Below are 13,563 nucleotides of genomic sequence, written 5' to 3' on the forward strand. Positions count from 1 at the left end.
GTCACTTCGCGGTCAGCAGCGGGTCGATCTGCTGAGCCGCCGAGGTGAGCGCGTCCTTGACGCTGGTCGACCCGGTGAAAGCGGGCGTGAGCGCGGCACTCAGGATGCCGTCTACCTTGGCGCCCTGGGGGATGGCCAGACGTGACTTGGCGGTCTTCAGCTGGTCGGCGAACGTCGCGAAGTACGGGTCGATGGCGGACTGCTGGGGGGCGAGGGCCGGGATGACGGTCATCTGGCCGGTCTTGGCCATCTCGATCTGGAACTTCTCGGACTGAGTGAAGCGGATGAACTTCTGCGCCGCGTCCTGGTTCTTGGACGATGCCGTCAGGACGATGTCCTCCCCGCCCACGACACTGGTGGATGCGCCGTCGCCCTTGGGGACCGGAGCGTAGATCGGTGAGAAGTCCTTGTACTGGCCGGCCCAGATCGCCTTCATCCAGGGGCCGTCGAGGATGGTCGCATACTTTCCGGTCGGCAGCCCGTCGGACGTCGACGTCGCGCCCTGATTGCCGGTGATGAGGTTCGGGATTTGCCCCTCCTTGTAGAGGTCGACCAGCATCTGCACCGCCGCGACCGACTTCGCCCCGTCGAGGTAGCCGCTGGCCTTGGTCAGGCCGGCGTTGGTGACCGCTCCGCCGTTCGACCAGATCCACGGGTAGATGTTCCACCCGCCGAGGCCGCTGTCGGCGAAGACCGATACGCCGGTCCCCTTCAGCTTCGCGGCCATCTGCTTGAGCTCGTCGAATGTGGCGGGAGGCGCGCTCATCCCGGCCGTGTCCAGCGCCTTCTGTGACGTGATGAGCACTCGCGTGTTCGTGTCGAGCGGCAGGCCGTAGTACTTGCCGTCGTACCTGTTGGTCGAGAGCGTGCCCGGGTAGACGGCCTTGGAAAGCTTGCCGAAGTCGGACATGGAGTCGGAGAGCGGAGTGAGCACCCCGAGCTGGGCGAGCTGCGGCACCCAGCCGATGTCTGAGCGGACGAGGTCGGGGAGGCTTCCCCCGGCGGCGCTGGTGGTCAGCTTCTGCAGGAGGCTGTCGTACGGGATGTCGACGTAATCGACCTTGATGTCGGGGTTGGCCTTCTCGAAGGCGGGGATCAGGGTCTTGTTCAGCGCGTCCTGCTGGGCGGAGTTCCCGCCGTTGCCGTACGAGCCCCAGAAGGTGAGGGTGACGGGGTGATCGGATGACCCGCCGGACGAGCCGCTGGTCGCCGAGCATCCACTCGCGATCAGGGCGATGGATGCCGCGAGCGCCGCCGTAGCGGCCAGTGCGGTGGAACGCTTCATTGCAGTTCTCCTTCGGAAGGGAGCGCCCGGATGAAGCGCCCCGCGGTGTGGAGTTATTTCTATTGCAGAAACAACCCGGTGTCAATATGTGGCTGAAAGCACCATTCCAGCCGCGGTTCGTTGATTGACGAAACAATCCCGGCATGCCAAAGTGAAGGGGCAGGAAAGCGAAGGGGAACCAGTGACGATCGCTGCACCGACATGGACGCCGGATACTGGGGCGTCGCGTTCCGTCGCGCTCGAGGTCCTCCTCAACGGCCCGCTTTCACGCAGCGAGATCGCCCGCCGTCTCGACCTCTCTCCAGGTTCTCTCACGCGTCTCAGCACTCCTCTGATCGAGACGGGCCTCCTCGTCGAGACCGGAGAGGTGGCCGAGGGTCGCACGGGCCGCCCCTCGAGACCGCTGGACGTCGTCGCGGGGTCGCGCCACTTCATCGGCATGAAACTGATGGCAGACAGGGTGCAGGGCGTCGCCACGGACCTCCGAGCGAACGTCATCGCGACGGACACGGTGGAATTCGGCTCCCGCGAGCCCGGAGCCGTCGCCGATGCGATCGCGGAACTGGCACGGCGCCTCAGCCGCGACGTGCCCCCGGTCACCGCATTGGGCATCGGTCTCGGCGGCCGTATCGCCGACAACTCCCGGGTCGCCAGCGCGGCTTTCCTCGAGTGGGAGGATGTGCCGCTCGTCGACATGATCGAGCAGCGCACGGGGATCTCCACGGTGATCGAGAACGATGTCGTGGCCTTCACCGAGGCGGAGCACTGGTTCGGCTACGGGCGCGGTCTTGATCGGTTCGCCGTGATCACGCTCGGCGCCGGCATCGGGTACGGCCTCGTCATCCACGACGGCATCGTGGCCGACGACGATACCGGCATCGGGCTCATCGGGCACTGGCCGCTCGATCCGCTCGGTCCGCTCTGTCCGGCCGGCCACCGGGGCTGCGCGCGCAGCGTGCTCACGCAAGAGGCCATCGTGCAGGAGGTCGGGAGCGCCCTAGGGCGACCGGTCGGCTACGACGAAGCCCTCACGCTCGCCGAGGCGGGCGAGCCCGCGGCACGCCGGGTCGTGTCCGACGCCGGGAGGGGTCTCGGCAGGCTCCTGGCCGCCGTGGCCAATCTCACGATGCCCGAGCGGATCATTCTCGGCGGGGAGGGAGTGCGCCTGGTCGAGGTCGCCCGGGAGGAGATCGACCACGGCATCGCCGCAGATCGTGACCCGAGGGCGAAGCGTCTCGACCTCATCACGACGTCGGGCGACAACGTCGAGTGGTGCCGCGGCGGGGCTGTGATCGCGATCCAGACCTACGTGCTCGGCACCCACCCGGGGTTTCGTTAGCTAGGCGCGGCCGAGCGTCCGCCGGGATTCACTAGCTGCCCCCTGGGTGCCGGTGGTGCTGCCGCATCCCATCCAGCCACCGCTGGTCGGCTGCGAGCTGCGCCTCGATCGTGCGGCGGATGGGCCCGTCGCACACGTGGAGGTGGAGGCCGATGACCTGGCCGATTCCGTACCAGCGTGAGAGCTCGCCCTGGATGGCGGGTGCGTCGGAGGGATCCGCCGCCAGCCGCTCGCGCAGCAGGACGAGCGCGTCGGCGTACTCGTCGTAGCCGCGGAGGACGTCGGCCTCGATCACCGGGACGTCGGATCGGCCAATCAGCTCGAGGCTGATGGCTCCGAATCCGGCATCGAAGTCCAGCGAACGGGTCAACCACGCGAGCTGGCGCATCTGCTCGTCGAACAGTGCGTCTGCGCGCCGTCGCTTGAGCTCCCGGGCGCGCCATGCGCGCCGGGCGCGCGCACGATTGGCGCGGACGGCGAACCAGCCCGGGGCGGTGAGCGGCTCCTGCCGAGGCGGGACCAGGCAGGCGTCGGAGCGCTCCACCCACGGGTCACCGGGGCGGAACCCCGCGCGGTACGCCTCGGCGGCGATCCCGGCGTGGTGCACGCCTTCGGCGATCCAGGCGGCCACCTCGCGAGGATCTGTGAAACCCGCGTTCACCCAGGACTGGGCGTACAGCCTTCGCAGCTCACGGTCTGCGGCACCCGCCGAGTCGGACGGGTGCCCCTCGGCCGGTTCGCCGATGACTTCCGCGATCACGTCGACCTGAACCTGCTGCTCCAACTCGTCTCCCTCGCTCGCCCGCCACGCGTTCGCCCGGCGATCAAGACTTGCAAGCGGACGGCCGATCGCCCGGGTCGAAAGTCCCGTGAGCGCTGGGCCACCCGGGATGCGGACCCATGACCTACCCCCGGACGGCGTCGACGACGACGTCCGCGACGTCCGGGTCCCACGTGAGGGCCCGTTCCCACGGCAGGCCGACGGCGTCGGCAAAGAAGATGCTGTGAACGTCGGGGAACGCCGCGCGATGCGGGGTGTCCAGCACCGGCGCCTCCACTCCGACGGCCGAGGCGCTCGTCCGCGCGACGAGTCCGTCGTGCGGCCACAACGAGTCCGGGGTGTCGTGGGACGCGAAGTAGTCGCCGGCGATGACCGTGACGGGGATGCCGTCCAGCACGCCGGCTTGCGCGGCGTTCCACCCGTCCGGGCCGGTGAGGTAGGGCGCGCTCACCTGCTCGGCGGCGCCCTGCGAGTTCTCGTGCGCGAAGCGTGCGGACTCGGTCAGGATCCGCTCGGTGAAGGGGTCGCCGTGAGCGTCCTCCAGGGTGATCGAGCCGGCGAGGTGATCGCCGAGGAGGGAGCCGGTCCACGGCGTCCCGATGGTGACCAGCCCGCGGATGGCGACGGGCGAGCCGTGCGCCCTGGTGTGGGCGATCGCGGCGCGTGAGAAGAGGCCGCCCATGGAGTGGCCGACGAGCACGGCCTCCGTCACCGCGTACTCGGCGGCGAGGTGACCCAGGAAGGCGTGGAGGGACGTCCCGGCATCCGCCAGGGTCCCGACGGCGTTGATCGTCAGTTCCGCGGGCAGCTCGAACGGGACGTCGCCGAACCCCTCCCAGCCGGTGTCCTCGGTCACGGTTCCCGCGCCGACGCGCGCGGGTGCGGTGAACGTCCGCGCGCCCGCCGCCAGGAGGCGCGAGCGGAGCGCCGTCATGGTGTTGCCCGCCGCGAGGCCGCGGCGGGCCGCGCCCTCCGGGGTGGTGAACGGGGTGACCGCGGCGCCGCCGGAGACCAGGATGACATCCCTCATGCTCGCGAGCCTAAGGGAAGTCAGCCTGCATCACTTGTCGCCGGCGTCGCTCGCGCTGTCGGCGTTCTTGCCTGCCGCTTTGAGGTCGGCCGCGGCGGCGTCGTCGATCGCCTTCTCCACGATGTGGTCGGCCTTCTCGAGCGCCTTGCGGATCTTGATCTCGCCGGGATTGGAGACGAGCGCGATGATGCCGGAGTGGCCGGGCTCGATCGCGTCCTCCAGCTCCTTCGCCAGCTCCTTCTTGTGGTGGCGCTCGCGCAGCTTGCCGAAGATGCCGCCGCCGGCGCCGACCACGAGGGCGCTGCCGATGATCGAGGGCGGGAACAGGACGCCGAGGACGGCACCGCCGACGGCGCCCCAGGCGAGGCCCTCGCGGGTGCTGTGATCGGTGGCCTTCTGCACCTCGAGCTTGCCGTCGGTGTCGCGTCGGACGACGACGACCCCGTCGATCTTGACCGTCGCGCCGTCCTCGACCTTCTTGAGCTCCTCGTAGGCCTCCATGGCGATGTCGGTGTCCGCGAAGTCGGCGGCGAGCAGGGTGTAGGCGCCGTCGCTGACGCCCGCTGCGCGGACCTCGACGGTGTCGTCGTCCGCGCCGGGCTGGGCGGTGGGAGTGGATGATGAGTCGGTCATGTCGGGCCTCCTGAAAGCGTGGTGACTGCCGTTCGGCCGCAAGTATAGGAACGGGGTTCGCGCGTGGCTATGCAGCATTCGCGGAGGGACTCGCCGCTACGCCTCCGCGGCCTCCGCGGCCGCGAGACGCCGGCCGTCGCGCGCGGTGACGGCGTGGCCGAAGACGGTGGCGGCGGTGATGAGCACGGCCGCGGTGAACAGTCCCGCCGAGAGGTGGACGCGCAGCAGCAGCGCACCGGCGAAGGCGCCCGCGGCGATGAGGGCGATGGCGAGGACGCGGCGCGGCCAGCGCTGGCCGGTGCGGAGTCCGAACCAGGAGTCGGCGGCGAGGCCCGTGATGGTGGAGGTGACGACGACCGTGGTCACGTCGGCGACCGACAGGTGGCGGGCGGCGGCCGCCTGCAGGCCCATGGCGAAGGCGAGGCCACCGGTGATCGTGAGGGCGATCGGCGCGGCGGGGTGGCCGTCGACGGCGGCGAGCACGCCGGTGAGCGCGACGAGGGTGGCGACGACGGCGAACATGGTCGTCGTACGCCTCGACCAGCCGGTGCCGGCGGCGCGGAGCACGCGTCCGGAGACGATGGCGCCGACCATGAACGCGGCCAGCGCGAGCGACGGGCCGGCGATCGGCAGGTTGTCGGCGCCGGCCAGCGCCATCCCGAGGATGACGACGTTGCCGGTCATGTTGCCGGTGAAGACGCGGTCGAGTCCGAGATAGCCGACGGCGTCGACCACGCCGGTGGTGAACGTCAGCGCGAGCATCGGGGCGAGGTGCGCCAGCCGGGAGAGCGTGGACGGGCGCTCGGCCAGGGCCGGGTCGGCGAGAGGGGTCGACATCATTCTCCTTGGTCGGTCATGAGCGCGGTTCGGTCGTCAGCTCGGTGGCGAGGTCGAGCATACGGGCGACAAGCTGCACGTCGTCCCCACGCGAGCCCACCAGGCAGAGGCCGCCGGCGGCGCCGCGCGGTCCGAGGAGCGGTGCACTGACGGCCGGCGCGCGCAGGGCGCCCGCGATCGAGGTGAGGCGGGTCGTGGCGGCGCGGACGGCATCCAGCGACGCGGGCGCGATGTCGAGCGGCGGCGGTGTGGTCGGGGTGGAGGGGAGGACGAGCACGTCGTCGCCGAGGAGCTCCCGCAACCGCAGGGCGTGGCCGTCGAGGGCGGCCCGTGCGGCCGACTCGTCGTCGGCGGTGACGAGCTGCGCGGCGGCGAACCGGCCGGCGACGTCGGCGCTCAGCGAGCCGGGATGGGCGAGGATCCAGGCGCCGTGCGACCGCCACGCCTCGGCGGCCTGCACGGTACGGAACGCGGCCGCCAGTTCGTCGAGCGGGTAGGCGACACGGCGAACAGGGCCGAGCCGGTCGAGGGCAGCGTCGAAGGCCGCCGCGACGGGGTCGGTCAGCCGGAGGTCCTCCAGCGTCACCAGGCCCGCGGCGGACGCGGTGGTGGATGCGCCGAGCACGCTCTCGGCCACCCGGAGCAGGGTCTCGCCGTCGCGGGCGAGCCAGCCGGCCGTGTCGAAGCTGGGGGCGAGCGGCAGCATCCCGCTGGTGTCCACGGCTCCGTGGGTGGTGCGCAGACCCCAGAGCCCCTGGTACGACGCGGGTACCCGGATGGAGCCAGCCGTGTCGGTCGCGAGCCCGACCATGGCCTCGCCTAGCGCGACGGCGGCCGCCGGGCCGCTGGAGGAGCCGCCTGGCAGGTGGCCGCGGTGCAGGACGTTCGGGGTCGGTGGATGGTGCGGGTTGACCCCGGTGAGGCTGTACGCGAACTCGTCGGTGACCGCGACGCCGCGCACGCTCGCGCCGCGGTCGAGCAGCTGCTGGACCGCGGTGGCGTTGGCCGTTTCCGGGTCGCGTCCGGCGAGGAAGGCGGGGACGCCGCCGCCGAGCCGCTGCCCGGCGACAGCGAAGACGTCCTTGACGGCGACGGTCATGCCGTCGAGCGCGCCGGGGCTCGCGGCAGGGAGCAGGGGCGCGCCGGCGACGCGCCAGACACGCTCGTCCAGGGCGCTCGCCGGGGCGCCGACGTGGGCCACGGCGATCCTCCAGCCGTCGGGCGTGCGCCGCCAGACCTGGGTCAGGGCGGCGCTGCGACCGGAGGCTGAGGTGGTCGCGATTGTGACGGCCGACTCGGGGGAGAGGACGACGACCTCGAGGCGTAGGAGCAACCGCGCCGGGGCACCGCCGCGCAGCCTGCGGAAGCGCGCGATCGCGCCGTGCCCGGTGAGCACGCCATCCGCGTCCGTTCGCACCGCGGCGGGGCCGTCGACGAAGAAGGCGTCGAGCAGGGCGACGTCGTCCTCCGCGAGAGCCCGCTCGTAGCTCAGCGCGGCCTCCACCAGCCCGTCGGGGATCGTGTCGCCGTCGAGCGCGACGACCTCAGGCTCACGCAAAGTCGGCCTTCCGGATGCGGGCGTGCGCGCCCTTGACCCCGTCGACCACCTGCGAGATGTCGAAGTCGGTCGCGGCGCTGAGGTACGCGTAGGCGGAGGCCTCGTCGAGGCCGTACCGCACGCCGAGCAGGTCGATGGCGGCGCGCACGCAGTGGCGGACCGCGAGGTCGAGGTCCTCATCCAGGCCGACCGGCACCCAGCACTCGTCGGTCTCGACCAGTGGGCCGTTCAGCGTGCCGAACCGTTCGGCGGCGTCGGCGGCGGGCACCAGGTCGAACCGCACCGTGGCGGTCAGCGAGCCCTCGACGGCGGTCAGCGCGACCTCGCCGTCGCCCTGCGCGAAGTGCGGGTCGCCGACGTAGGCGAGCGCGCCGGGCACGAGCACCGGGAGGTGAAGGCGCGAGCCGGCGGTGAGCAGCCGGATGTCGAGGTTGCCGCCGTGGGGCCCGGGCGGCACCGAGTGGGGCCGGTCGGCGCCGGGAACGGCCACGCCCATGATCCCGAGGAACGGGTCGACCGGGAACACGGGAGCGCGCCCGGTCTCCACCCGGATCGTCGCCCGGCCGGGACCGACCAGCTCGGCCAGCACGCTGCGCTCGGCGCCGCCGGTGGGCAGGTCGCCGGCGAGCGCGCCCTTTCCGTGCCGGTTCGAGACGATGCCGTACGGGACGCGCGGCTCGGCCGACAGCAGCGTCATCGTCAGCACGTCGCCGACCCGGGCGCCGTCGACGGCGATCGGGCCGACGACCACGTGCGGTCCGTCGAGCTCCGACCGCGTGCACTCCCGGGCGATGGCGACGGCCTCCGGCAGCACCTCGTGCGGCTCGAAGCCGAACGACCCGAAGAAGGCGACCGGGTCCGAGCCCTGCCCGGGCAGCAGGCCTTCGTGGCTGACCGTCTGGAAGGTGACCGCGTCTCCCGGCCGCACGGTGAGCACCGGGGCGTCGGTCTCGCAGGGCAGGCGCCCCCAGAAGACCGTGCCGGGCTCGGCTGCGAGCTCGTGTGCTGCGGGGGCTGGTGCGCTGTCCGGCGAGGTCATGTCGCCGCCCTCCGATCGGTTCGGTGTCGTCAGCGACATGTGGATGAAACAATCATTCCGTACAGTGACGCTACGAAACAACTCTTACATTCGGGAGGATCCCATCGCCATTCCGACGCTCTCCCCGCCGCCCCGCCTGTTGATGGGCCCGGGGCCGATCAACGCCCACCCGCGCGTCCTCCGGGCGATGTCCGCGCCCCTCGTCGGGCAGTTCGACCCGGCGATGACCGAGTACATGAACGAGGTCATGGCCGCGTATCGCGAGGTCTTCCGCACCGCGAACGAGGCCACCGTCCTGGTCGACGGGACCTCCCGAGCCGGCATCGAGGCCGCCCTCGTCTCGCTGATCGAGCCGGGCGACCGGGTGCTCGTGCCGGTGTTCGGACGGTTCGGGCTGCTGCTGACCGAGATCGCGGGCCGCTGCGGCGCCGAGGTGCACACAATCGAGACCGCGTGGGGGACCGTCTTCGACGAGCAGGAGATCATCGACGCCATCCATCGCGTCCGCCCGGCGCTGGTCGCGCTCGTGCACGGCGACACCTCGACAACCATGCTGCAGCCGCTGGAGCGGGTGGGCGCGGTCTGCCGCGACGAGGGCGTGCTCCTGTACGCGGATGTGACCGCCTCGCTCGGCGGGAACGCGTTCGAGCAGGACGCCTGGAATGTCGACGTCGCCACGGCCGGACTGCAGAAGTGCCTCTCCGGGCCGTCCGGCAGCGCGCCGATCTCGCTCTCGCCCGCCGCGGTCGCGGTGCTCGACCGGCGCAGGAGTGTGGAGGCGGGGATCGCGGCCGCGGGCGCGACCGTCTCGCAGGCGCGCATCCACTCGAACTACTTCGACCTCGCGATGATCCTCGACTACTGGGGCGAGCAACGGCTCAACCACCACACCGAGGCCGCGAGCATGCTCTACGCGGCGCGCGAGTGCGCCGCGCTGCTGCTCGAGGAGGGCATCGACGCCGCGGTGGAGCGGCACCGCCGTCACGGCGCCGCCATGCTCGCGGGCCTGAAGGGGCTGGGGCTCACGGTGTTCGGCGACGAGGCGCACCGGATGAACAACGTCGTGGCCGTCAACATCCCGGACGGGGTGGAGGGCGACGCGGTGCGCGCCGCGATGCTGACCGACTTCGGCATCGAGATCGGGACCTCGTTCGGGCCGCTGCACGGCAAGGTCTGGCGAGTCGGGGTCATGGGCTACAACGCCCGTCGCGACGCCGTGCTCACGACGCTGACCGCGCTCGACAGCACCCTGCGCCGTGCCGGCTTCGCCGCTCCTGCCGACGCCGGCGTCGCGGCGGCGCTCGCCGTGTACGCGGAGGAGGCTCGATGACGGCGGATGTCACGGCAGACGCCCGCGAACTGCTCGACCGCTGCGACGAGCTCGCCGCGATCTCCTCCCTCCCCGTCGGCATCGAGCGCGTGTACCTCTCCCCGCAGCACGCCGAGGCGCATGCCCGTGCCGCGGAGTGGATGGCCGAGGCCGGCCTGACCGTGAGGCAGGACGCCGCGGGCAACCTGGTCGGGCGGCTGGAGGGCCGGAGCCCTGGCCTCCCGGCGCTACTCCTCGGATCGCACCTCGACACGGTCCCCGACGCGGGTCGCTACGACGGCATCCTCGGGGTGCTGTCGGCGATCGCCGTCGTGCGGAGGATCGCCGCGCGGGCGGCAACGCTCCCGTTCGCGGTCGAGGTGATCGCGTTCGGCGACGAGGAGGGCACGCGTTTCGGGACGACGCTGCTCGGCAGCGCGGCCGTCGCCGGAGCCTGGCGCGACGAGTGGTGGGAGCTGACCGATTGCGACGGCGTCACGCTGCGGGAGGCCTTCGAACGCTTCAGGCTCGACCCCGCGCGCATCGGCGAGGCGAACCGCGCCGGGGAAGTGCTCGCCTACCTGGAGACCCACATCGAGCAGGGGCCACGCCTGGAGGACCTCGACCTGCCGCTCGGCGTGGTCACGGGCATCGCGGCCGCCCGCCGGATGTCCCTCACCTTCCACGGCGAGGCGCGGCACTGCGCGACGCCGTACGACCGCCGGCACGACGCCCTGCTCGGCGCAGCCCAGGCGGTGGTCGCCATCGAGCGCACTGCGCGGTCGCTCGGGGCGATGGCGACGGTGGGACGGATGGAGGTCGCGCCGGGGGCGGTGAACGTGATCCCCGGCACGGCGACGTTGTCGCTCGACCTCCGCGCCGAGACCGATGCGGAACGGGATGCCGCCCTCGAGGCAATCCTCGCCGAGCTCGCGACGATCTGCCGGGAGCGCGGCCTGACGCTCGAACGGCACGACACCCACACCGCGGCCGCCGTGCTCTGCGACGCGAGGCTGCAGGACGCGATCGGCGAGGCGATCGCATCGGTCGGGCAGGCGGACGCGACCGGCTCCGTCCCGCGGCTGTTCAGCGTCGCCGGCCACGACGCGATGGCCGTCGCCGGTATCGCGCCGGTGGGCATGACCTTCGTGCGGTGCGCGGGCGGCATCAGCCACCACGCCGACGAGGCGGTCACCCTCGACGACGTCGCCGCCGCGATCGACGCGCTGGAGCGGACCGTGGAGGCGCTGGCACGCACTCAGGCGTCGAGCTCGCCGAGCTCCTCGTAGACGGAGGAGATCGCGGAGACGCGGCGGGTGCCGGCGGACCCGCCGGCGTCCAGCACCGCGTCGGCCAGCACGCTGACCACACTCATCGCGGCGGCGTAGCTGTCGAACGCGCCGACCGACTCCAGGGGGCACTCCAGCCACAGGTCCGCCAGCGTCGCGTAGCGGCGGGCGCTGGAGTCGGCGAGCAGAATGACTGTCGCCGGCGACGCGGCCAGCACGCGCATCAGCTCGCCGAAGCTCGACAGCCGCCGGCGGAAGCCGACGACGACCACCGCGTCCCGTTCGGTCAGCTGGGCGAGCTCCTCGCCGAGGGACTGACCGGGCTGCGGGTGCACGCCCACGCGGGGGCGGCATTGGAGCAGCGCCGTCCGCAGGTGCAGCGCCACGGGGTAGCTGTTGCGGTACCCGATCGTGAGGACGGTGTCGGCGTCCGCGAGGGTCTTGGCGGCCTGCTGCAGGGTCTCCTCGTGGATGGTCTCGAGCAGGCGCTGGAGGTTGCGGGTCTCCCGTGCGACGTGCTCCGAAAGCACGGCGGCTCCGGCCGTGTCGGTGCCGCTGATCGGGACGCCGGCGGTGCGCAGGCCCCGCACGTGCGCCTTCACCGCCGCGAAGTCCTCGAAGCCGAGCGAGGCGAACAGGCGGCTGACCGTCGCCTGCGAGGTGCCGCTCAGCTCGGCGAGCTCGCTGACGCTGTAGCTGGCGATGTCTCCCAGGTGGTCGAGCACGGCGTCGGCGACCCGCTGCGATTTGGGCGGCAGCTCCGCGTAGACCTTCTCGATGCGCCGGTCGATGGGGCCATCCGGACTGCGCGTCGTGGGCGTGGTCATGGCCTTTCCCCCGGTCGGCGGGACTGCCGGAGCGCAGTCATCACGACCCTAACCCACGCCCATTGTTTCGCCGGCGTAAAACCTCTGCGACGAAGTGCCGCGACCGCGCATCCTGCGCCTTTCGGGCTGGATCGAGTGGATAGCGTCGACGGTGAGGAAGGGACCGGAACGATAGCGAACACCATTCCGTCAGAATCCGGCGGGCGGCAGCTCGTCCTGCGGCGTGTCCACGTCGCGGCCGTCGGCCAGTCGCCCGCACTCCACGCGTTCGGCCCCGTTGGCGCTCAGGTAGCGGCGGCCGCCCTCGTCGCCGCGCAGGGTCGCGCCCATCGCCGACCAGTGCGCGCGCCCCACGACCACGGGATGCCCTGGTCGTCCGTCGTACTCCGCCTGGCGCAGCGTGTCCTCTCCCGGGTTCACGGTCAGGCGCCGGACAACCGCGGGCGTGAGCCCCGGCAGATCGACGAGGGTCACGACGGCGGCGTCGGGCTGCGGAGAGAGGCGCTCGACCCAGCGCAGTCCGCCCCGCAGGGAGACGCTGAGGCCTTCGTCCCAGCGCGCGGCGACGAGCGTGCCGACCCGCGGATCCGCCGGGACCAGCGGCAGCGCCTCCTGCGCGCGCGCCCCGAGCACGACGACCACGCGGGAGCAGCCGCCCTCCAACAGCAGCCGGACGGCCCGCGCCGACCACGGCTCGCCATCGGGCGTGCGGAGGAGGGCCTTCGGGGTGCCCATCCGGCTCCCCGCGCCGGCCGCCAGAACGATGCCCGCGAACTCCATCCCGCCAGTCAACACCACGAGCCAGACCCCACGGAGGACCGATGACCACGACGATCGACGCCGAGACGCTGCGCGCCGTCCTTCCGACCGCCCTCGCCGTGCCGCGCTGGGTGGACGACGTCGTCGCGCGGGCGCCCTACGACACGCTCGACGCCCTGGTGGGCGCGGCTGTCGCGGCGGCGACGCCGCTGAGCGAGGCGGAGATCGACCAGGCCCTCTCGCACCACCCCCGGATCGGCGAGCGTCCGGTCGGCGAGGGGGCGTCGCAGCAGCTCTCCCGGAGGGAGCAGCAGGCGGCCGACGCGGACGACGCCGAACTCGCGACGGCGATCGCGGCCGGGAACCGTGCCTACGAGGAACGGTTCGGGCGCGTGTTCCTCATCCGCGCGGCGGGTCGTTCCCGCCGCGACGTGCTCGCCGAGCTGGAGCGCCGGCTTGGCAACCCGGACGAGGCCGAGCTCGCCGAGGTCGCCGAGCAGCTGCGGCAGATCGCGGCGCTGCGGCTGCGCACCCTGCTGGCGACGCCACGCAGCCGTGTCACCACGCACGTGCTCGACACCGCCGCCGGGAGGCCGGCCGCCGGCGTGCCGGTGCACCTCGACTCCTGGACCGGCGCCGGATGGCAGCGGCTGGCGTCGGGCGTGACCGACACCGACGGACGCATCGCGGAACTCGGACCCGTCGACCTCGACGCCGGCCGCTACCGGCTGACCTTCGCGACGGCCGCGTACCTCGGACCGGACGCGTTCTTCCCCGAGATCCTCGTGGTGTTCGCGATCGCCGATCCCGATGCCCACTATCACGTGCCCCTCCTGCTCAGCCCGTTCGGCTACTCCACTTACCGCGGAAGCTGACG

The 13,563-nt window shown here is 72.2% G+C and carries 13 protein-coding genes and 1 pseudogene; 5 read left to right on the forward strand and 9 right to left on the reverse strand.

Going from position 1 to position 13,563, the window contains the following annotated elements; translation table 11 throughout:
- Position 1: 1 nt before the first annotated feature.
- Complete coding sequence (locus P5G59_RS08585; RefSeq protein ID WP_301217955.1) at positions 2-1,285, reverse strand: extracellular solute-binding protein; 1,284 nt, start codon at positions 1,283-1,285, stop codon at positions 2-4.
- Positions 1,286-1,466: 181 nt separating this feature from the next.
- On the opposite strand from P5G59_RS08585, the gene P5G59_RS08590 reads away from it, so the two are divergent.
- Positions 1,467-2,624 carry an ROK family transcriptional regulator gene (locus P5G59_RS08590; RefSeq protein WP_301217957.1) on the forward strand — a complete coding sequence of 386 codons (1,158 nt, stop codon included), beginning with the start codon at positions 1,467-1,469 and terminating at the stop codon, positions 2,622-2,624.
- A 31-nt stretch (positions 2,625-2,655) separates the two neighbouring features.
- On the opposite strand, the gene P5G59_RS08595 is transcribed toward P5G59_RS08590, so the two are convergent.
- The 6 genes from P5G59_RS08595 to P5G59_RS08620 all read right to left on the reverse strand — a co-directional run bounded on the left by P5G59_RS08595 (position 2,656) and on the right by P5G59_RS08620 (position 8,502).
- On the reverse strand, positions 2,656-3,408 hold the full coding sequence (locus P5G59_RS08595) for a hypothetical protein (RefSeq protein WP_301217959.1): 753 nt from the start codon (positions 3,406-3,408) through the stop codon (positions 2,656-2,658).
- A gap of 121 nt (positions 3,409-3,529) precedes the next feature.
- Complete coding sequence (locus P5G59_RS08600; protein WP_301217962.1) at positions 3,530-4,435, reverse strand: esterase/lipase family protein; 906 nt, start codon at positions 4,433-4,435, stop codon at positions 3,530-3,532.
- 30 nt (positions 4,436-4,465) lie between these two features.
- Entirely contained in the window at positions 4,466-5,068 is a 603-nt protein-coding gene (locus P5G59_RS08605) for a DUF1269 domain-containing protein (RefSeq protein WP_301217964.1), read from the reverse strand.
- 96 nt (positions 5,069-5,164) lie between these two features.
- The gene (locus tag P5G59_RS08610) at positions 5,165-5,905 is read right to left on the reverse strand and encodes a YoaK family protein (protein ID WP_301217965.1); all 741 of its coding nucleotides are present in this window, start codon (positions 5,903-5,905) and stop codon (positions 5,165-5,167) included.
- 16 nt (positions 5,906-5,921) lie between these two features.
- Positions 5,922-7,463 (reverse strand): AtzH-like domain-containing protein, encoded by a 1,542-nt coding sequence (locus P5G59_RS08615; protein ID WP_301217966.1) that lies wholly within the window; start codon positions 7,461-7,463, stop codon positions 5,922-5,924.
- Positions 7,456-8,502, reverse strand: a complete 1,047-nt coding sequence (locus P5G59_RS08620; protein WP_301217967.1) for an acetamidase/formamidase family protein — start codon at positions 8,500-8,502, stop codon at positions 7,456-7,458. The genes P5G59_RS08615 and P5G59_RS08620 overlap by 8 nt, the downstream gene beginning before the upstream one ends.
- Positions 8,503-8,644: 142 nt before the next feature.
- On the opposite strand from P5G59_RS08620, the gene P5G59_RS08625 reads away from it, so the two are divergent.
- Complete coding sequence (locus tag P5G59_RS08625) at positions 8,645-9,832, forward strand: pyridoxal-phosphate-dependent aminotransferase family protein (RefSeq protein WP_301217969.1); 1,188 nt, start codon at positions 8,645-8,647, stop codon at positions 9,830-9,832.
- Positions 9,829-11,100 (forward strand): allantoate amidohydrolase, encoded by a 1,272-nt coding sequence (locus P5G59_RS08630; RefSeq protein WP_301217971.1) that lies wholly within the window; start codon positions 9,829-9,831, stop codon positions 11,098-11,100. Before P5G59_RS08625 ends, P5G59_RS08630 begins: the two co-directional genes overlap by 4 nt.
- Here the strand turns inward: P5G59_RS08630 and P5G59_RS08635 are convergent.
- Entirely contained in the window at positions 11,070-11,927 is an 858-nt protein-coding gene (locus P5G59_RS08635) for a MurR/RpiR family transcriptional regulator (protein ID WP_301217973.1), read from the reverse strand. The genes P5G59_RS08630 and P5G59_RS08635 overlap by 31 nt on opposite strands.
- A gap of 189 nt (positions 11,928-12,116) precedes the next feature.
- Complete coding sequence (locus tag P5G59_RS08640; RefSeq protein ID WP_301217976.1) at positions 12,117-12,707, reverse strand: nucleotidyltransferase family protein; 591 nt, start codon at positions 12,705-12,707, stop codon at positions 12,117-12,119.
- A 41-nt stretch (positions 12,708-12,748) separates the two neighbouring features.
- Here P5G59_RS08640 and uraD point away from each other — a divergent pair.
- Both uraD and uraH read left to right on the forward strand, forming a co-directional pair.
- Positions 12,749-13,225, forward strand: a pseudogene (gene uraD / locus P5G59_RS08645) (2-oxo-4-hydroxy-4-carboxy-5-ureidoimidazoline decarboxylase); the annotation flags it as partial.
- A complete protein-coding gene (gene uraH, locus P5G59_RS08650; protein WP_301218803.1) occupies positions 13,223-13,561 on the forward strand; it encodes a hydroxyisourate hydrolase in 339 nt (112 codons plus the stop codon). The pseudogene uraD and the gene uraH, both read left to right, overlap by 3 nt.
- Positions 13,562-13,563 lie beyond the last annotated feature (2 nt).

Source organism: Leifsonia virtsii (assembly GCF_030433675.1).
Lineage (GTDB): Bacteria > Actinomycetota > Actinomycetes > Actinomycetales > Microbacteriaceae > Leifsonia > Leifsonia virtsii.

Bases quoted from the DNA above. Each gene is read 5' to 3' on its own strand.
- P5G59_RS08585 (WP_301217955.1), bottom strand. From the start codon at position 1,285: ATGAAGCGTTCCACCGCACTGGCCGCTACGGCGGCGCTCGCGGCATCC.
- P5G59_RS08640 (WP_301217976.1), bottom strand. From the start codon at position 12,707: ATGGAGTTCGCGGGCATCGTTCTGGCGGCCGGCGCGGGGAGCCGGATG.
- P5G59_RS08610 (WP_301217965.1), bottom strand. From the start codon at position 5,905: ATGTCGACCCCTCTCGCCGACCCGGCCCTGGCCGAGCGCCCGTCCACG.
- P5G59_RS08635 (WP_301217973.1), bottom strand. From the start codon at position 11,927: ATGACCACGCCCACGACGCGCAGTCCGGATGGCCCCATCGACCGGCGC.
- P5G59_RS08630 (WP_301217971.1), top strand. From the start codon at position 9,829: ATGACGGCGGATGTCACGGCAGACGCCCGCGAACTGCTCGACCGCTGC.
- P5G59_RS08620 (WP_301217967.1), bottom strand. From the start codon at position 8,502: ATGACCTCGCCGGACAGCGCACCAGCCCCCGCAGCACACGAGCTCGCA.
- P5G59_RS08605 (WP_301217964.1), bottom strand. From the start codon at position 5,068: ATGACCGACTCATCATCCACTCCCACCGCCCAGCCCGGCGCGGACGAC.
- P5G59_RS08600 (WP_301217962.1), bottom strand. From the start codon at position 4,435: ATGAGGGATGTCATCCTGGTCTCCGGCGGCGCCGCGGTCACCCCGTTC.
- P5G59_RS08625 (WP_301217969.1), top strand. From the start codon at position 8,645: ATGGGCCCGGGGCCGATCAACGCCCACCCGCGCGTCCTCCGGGCGATG.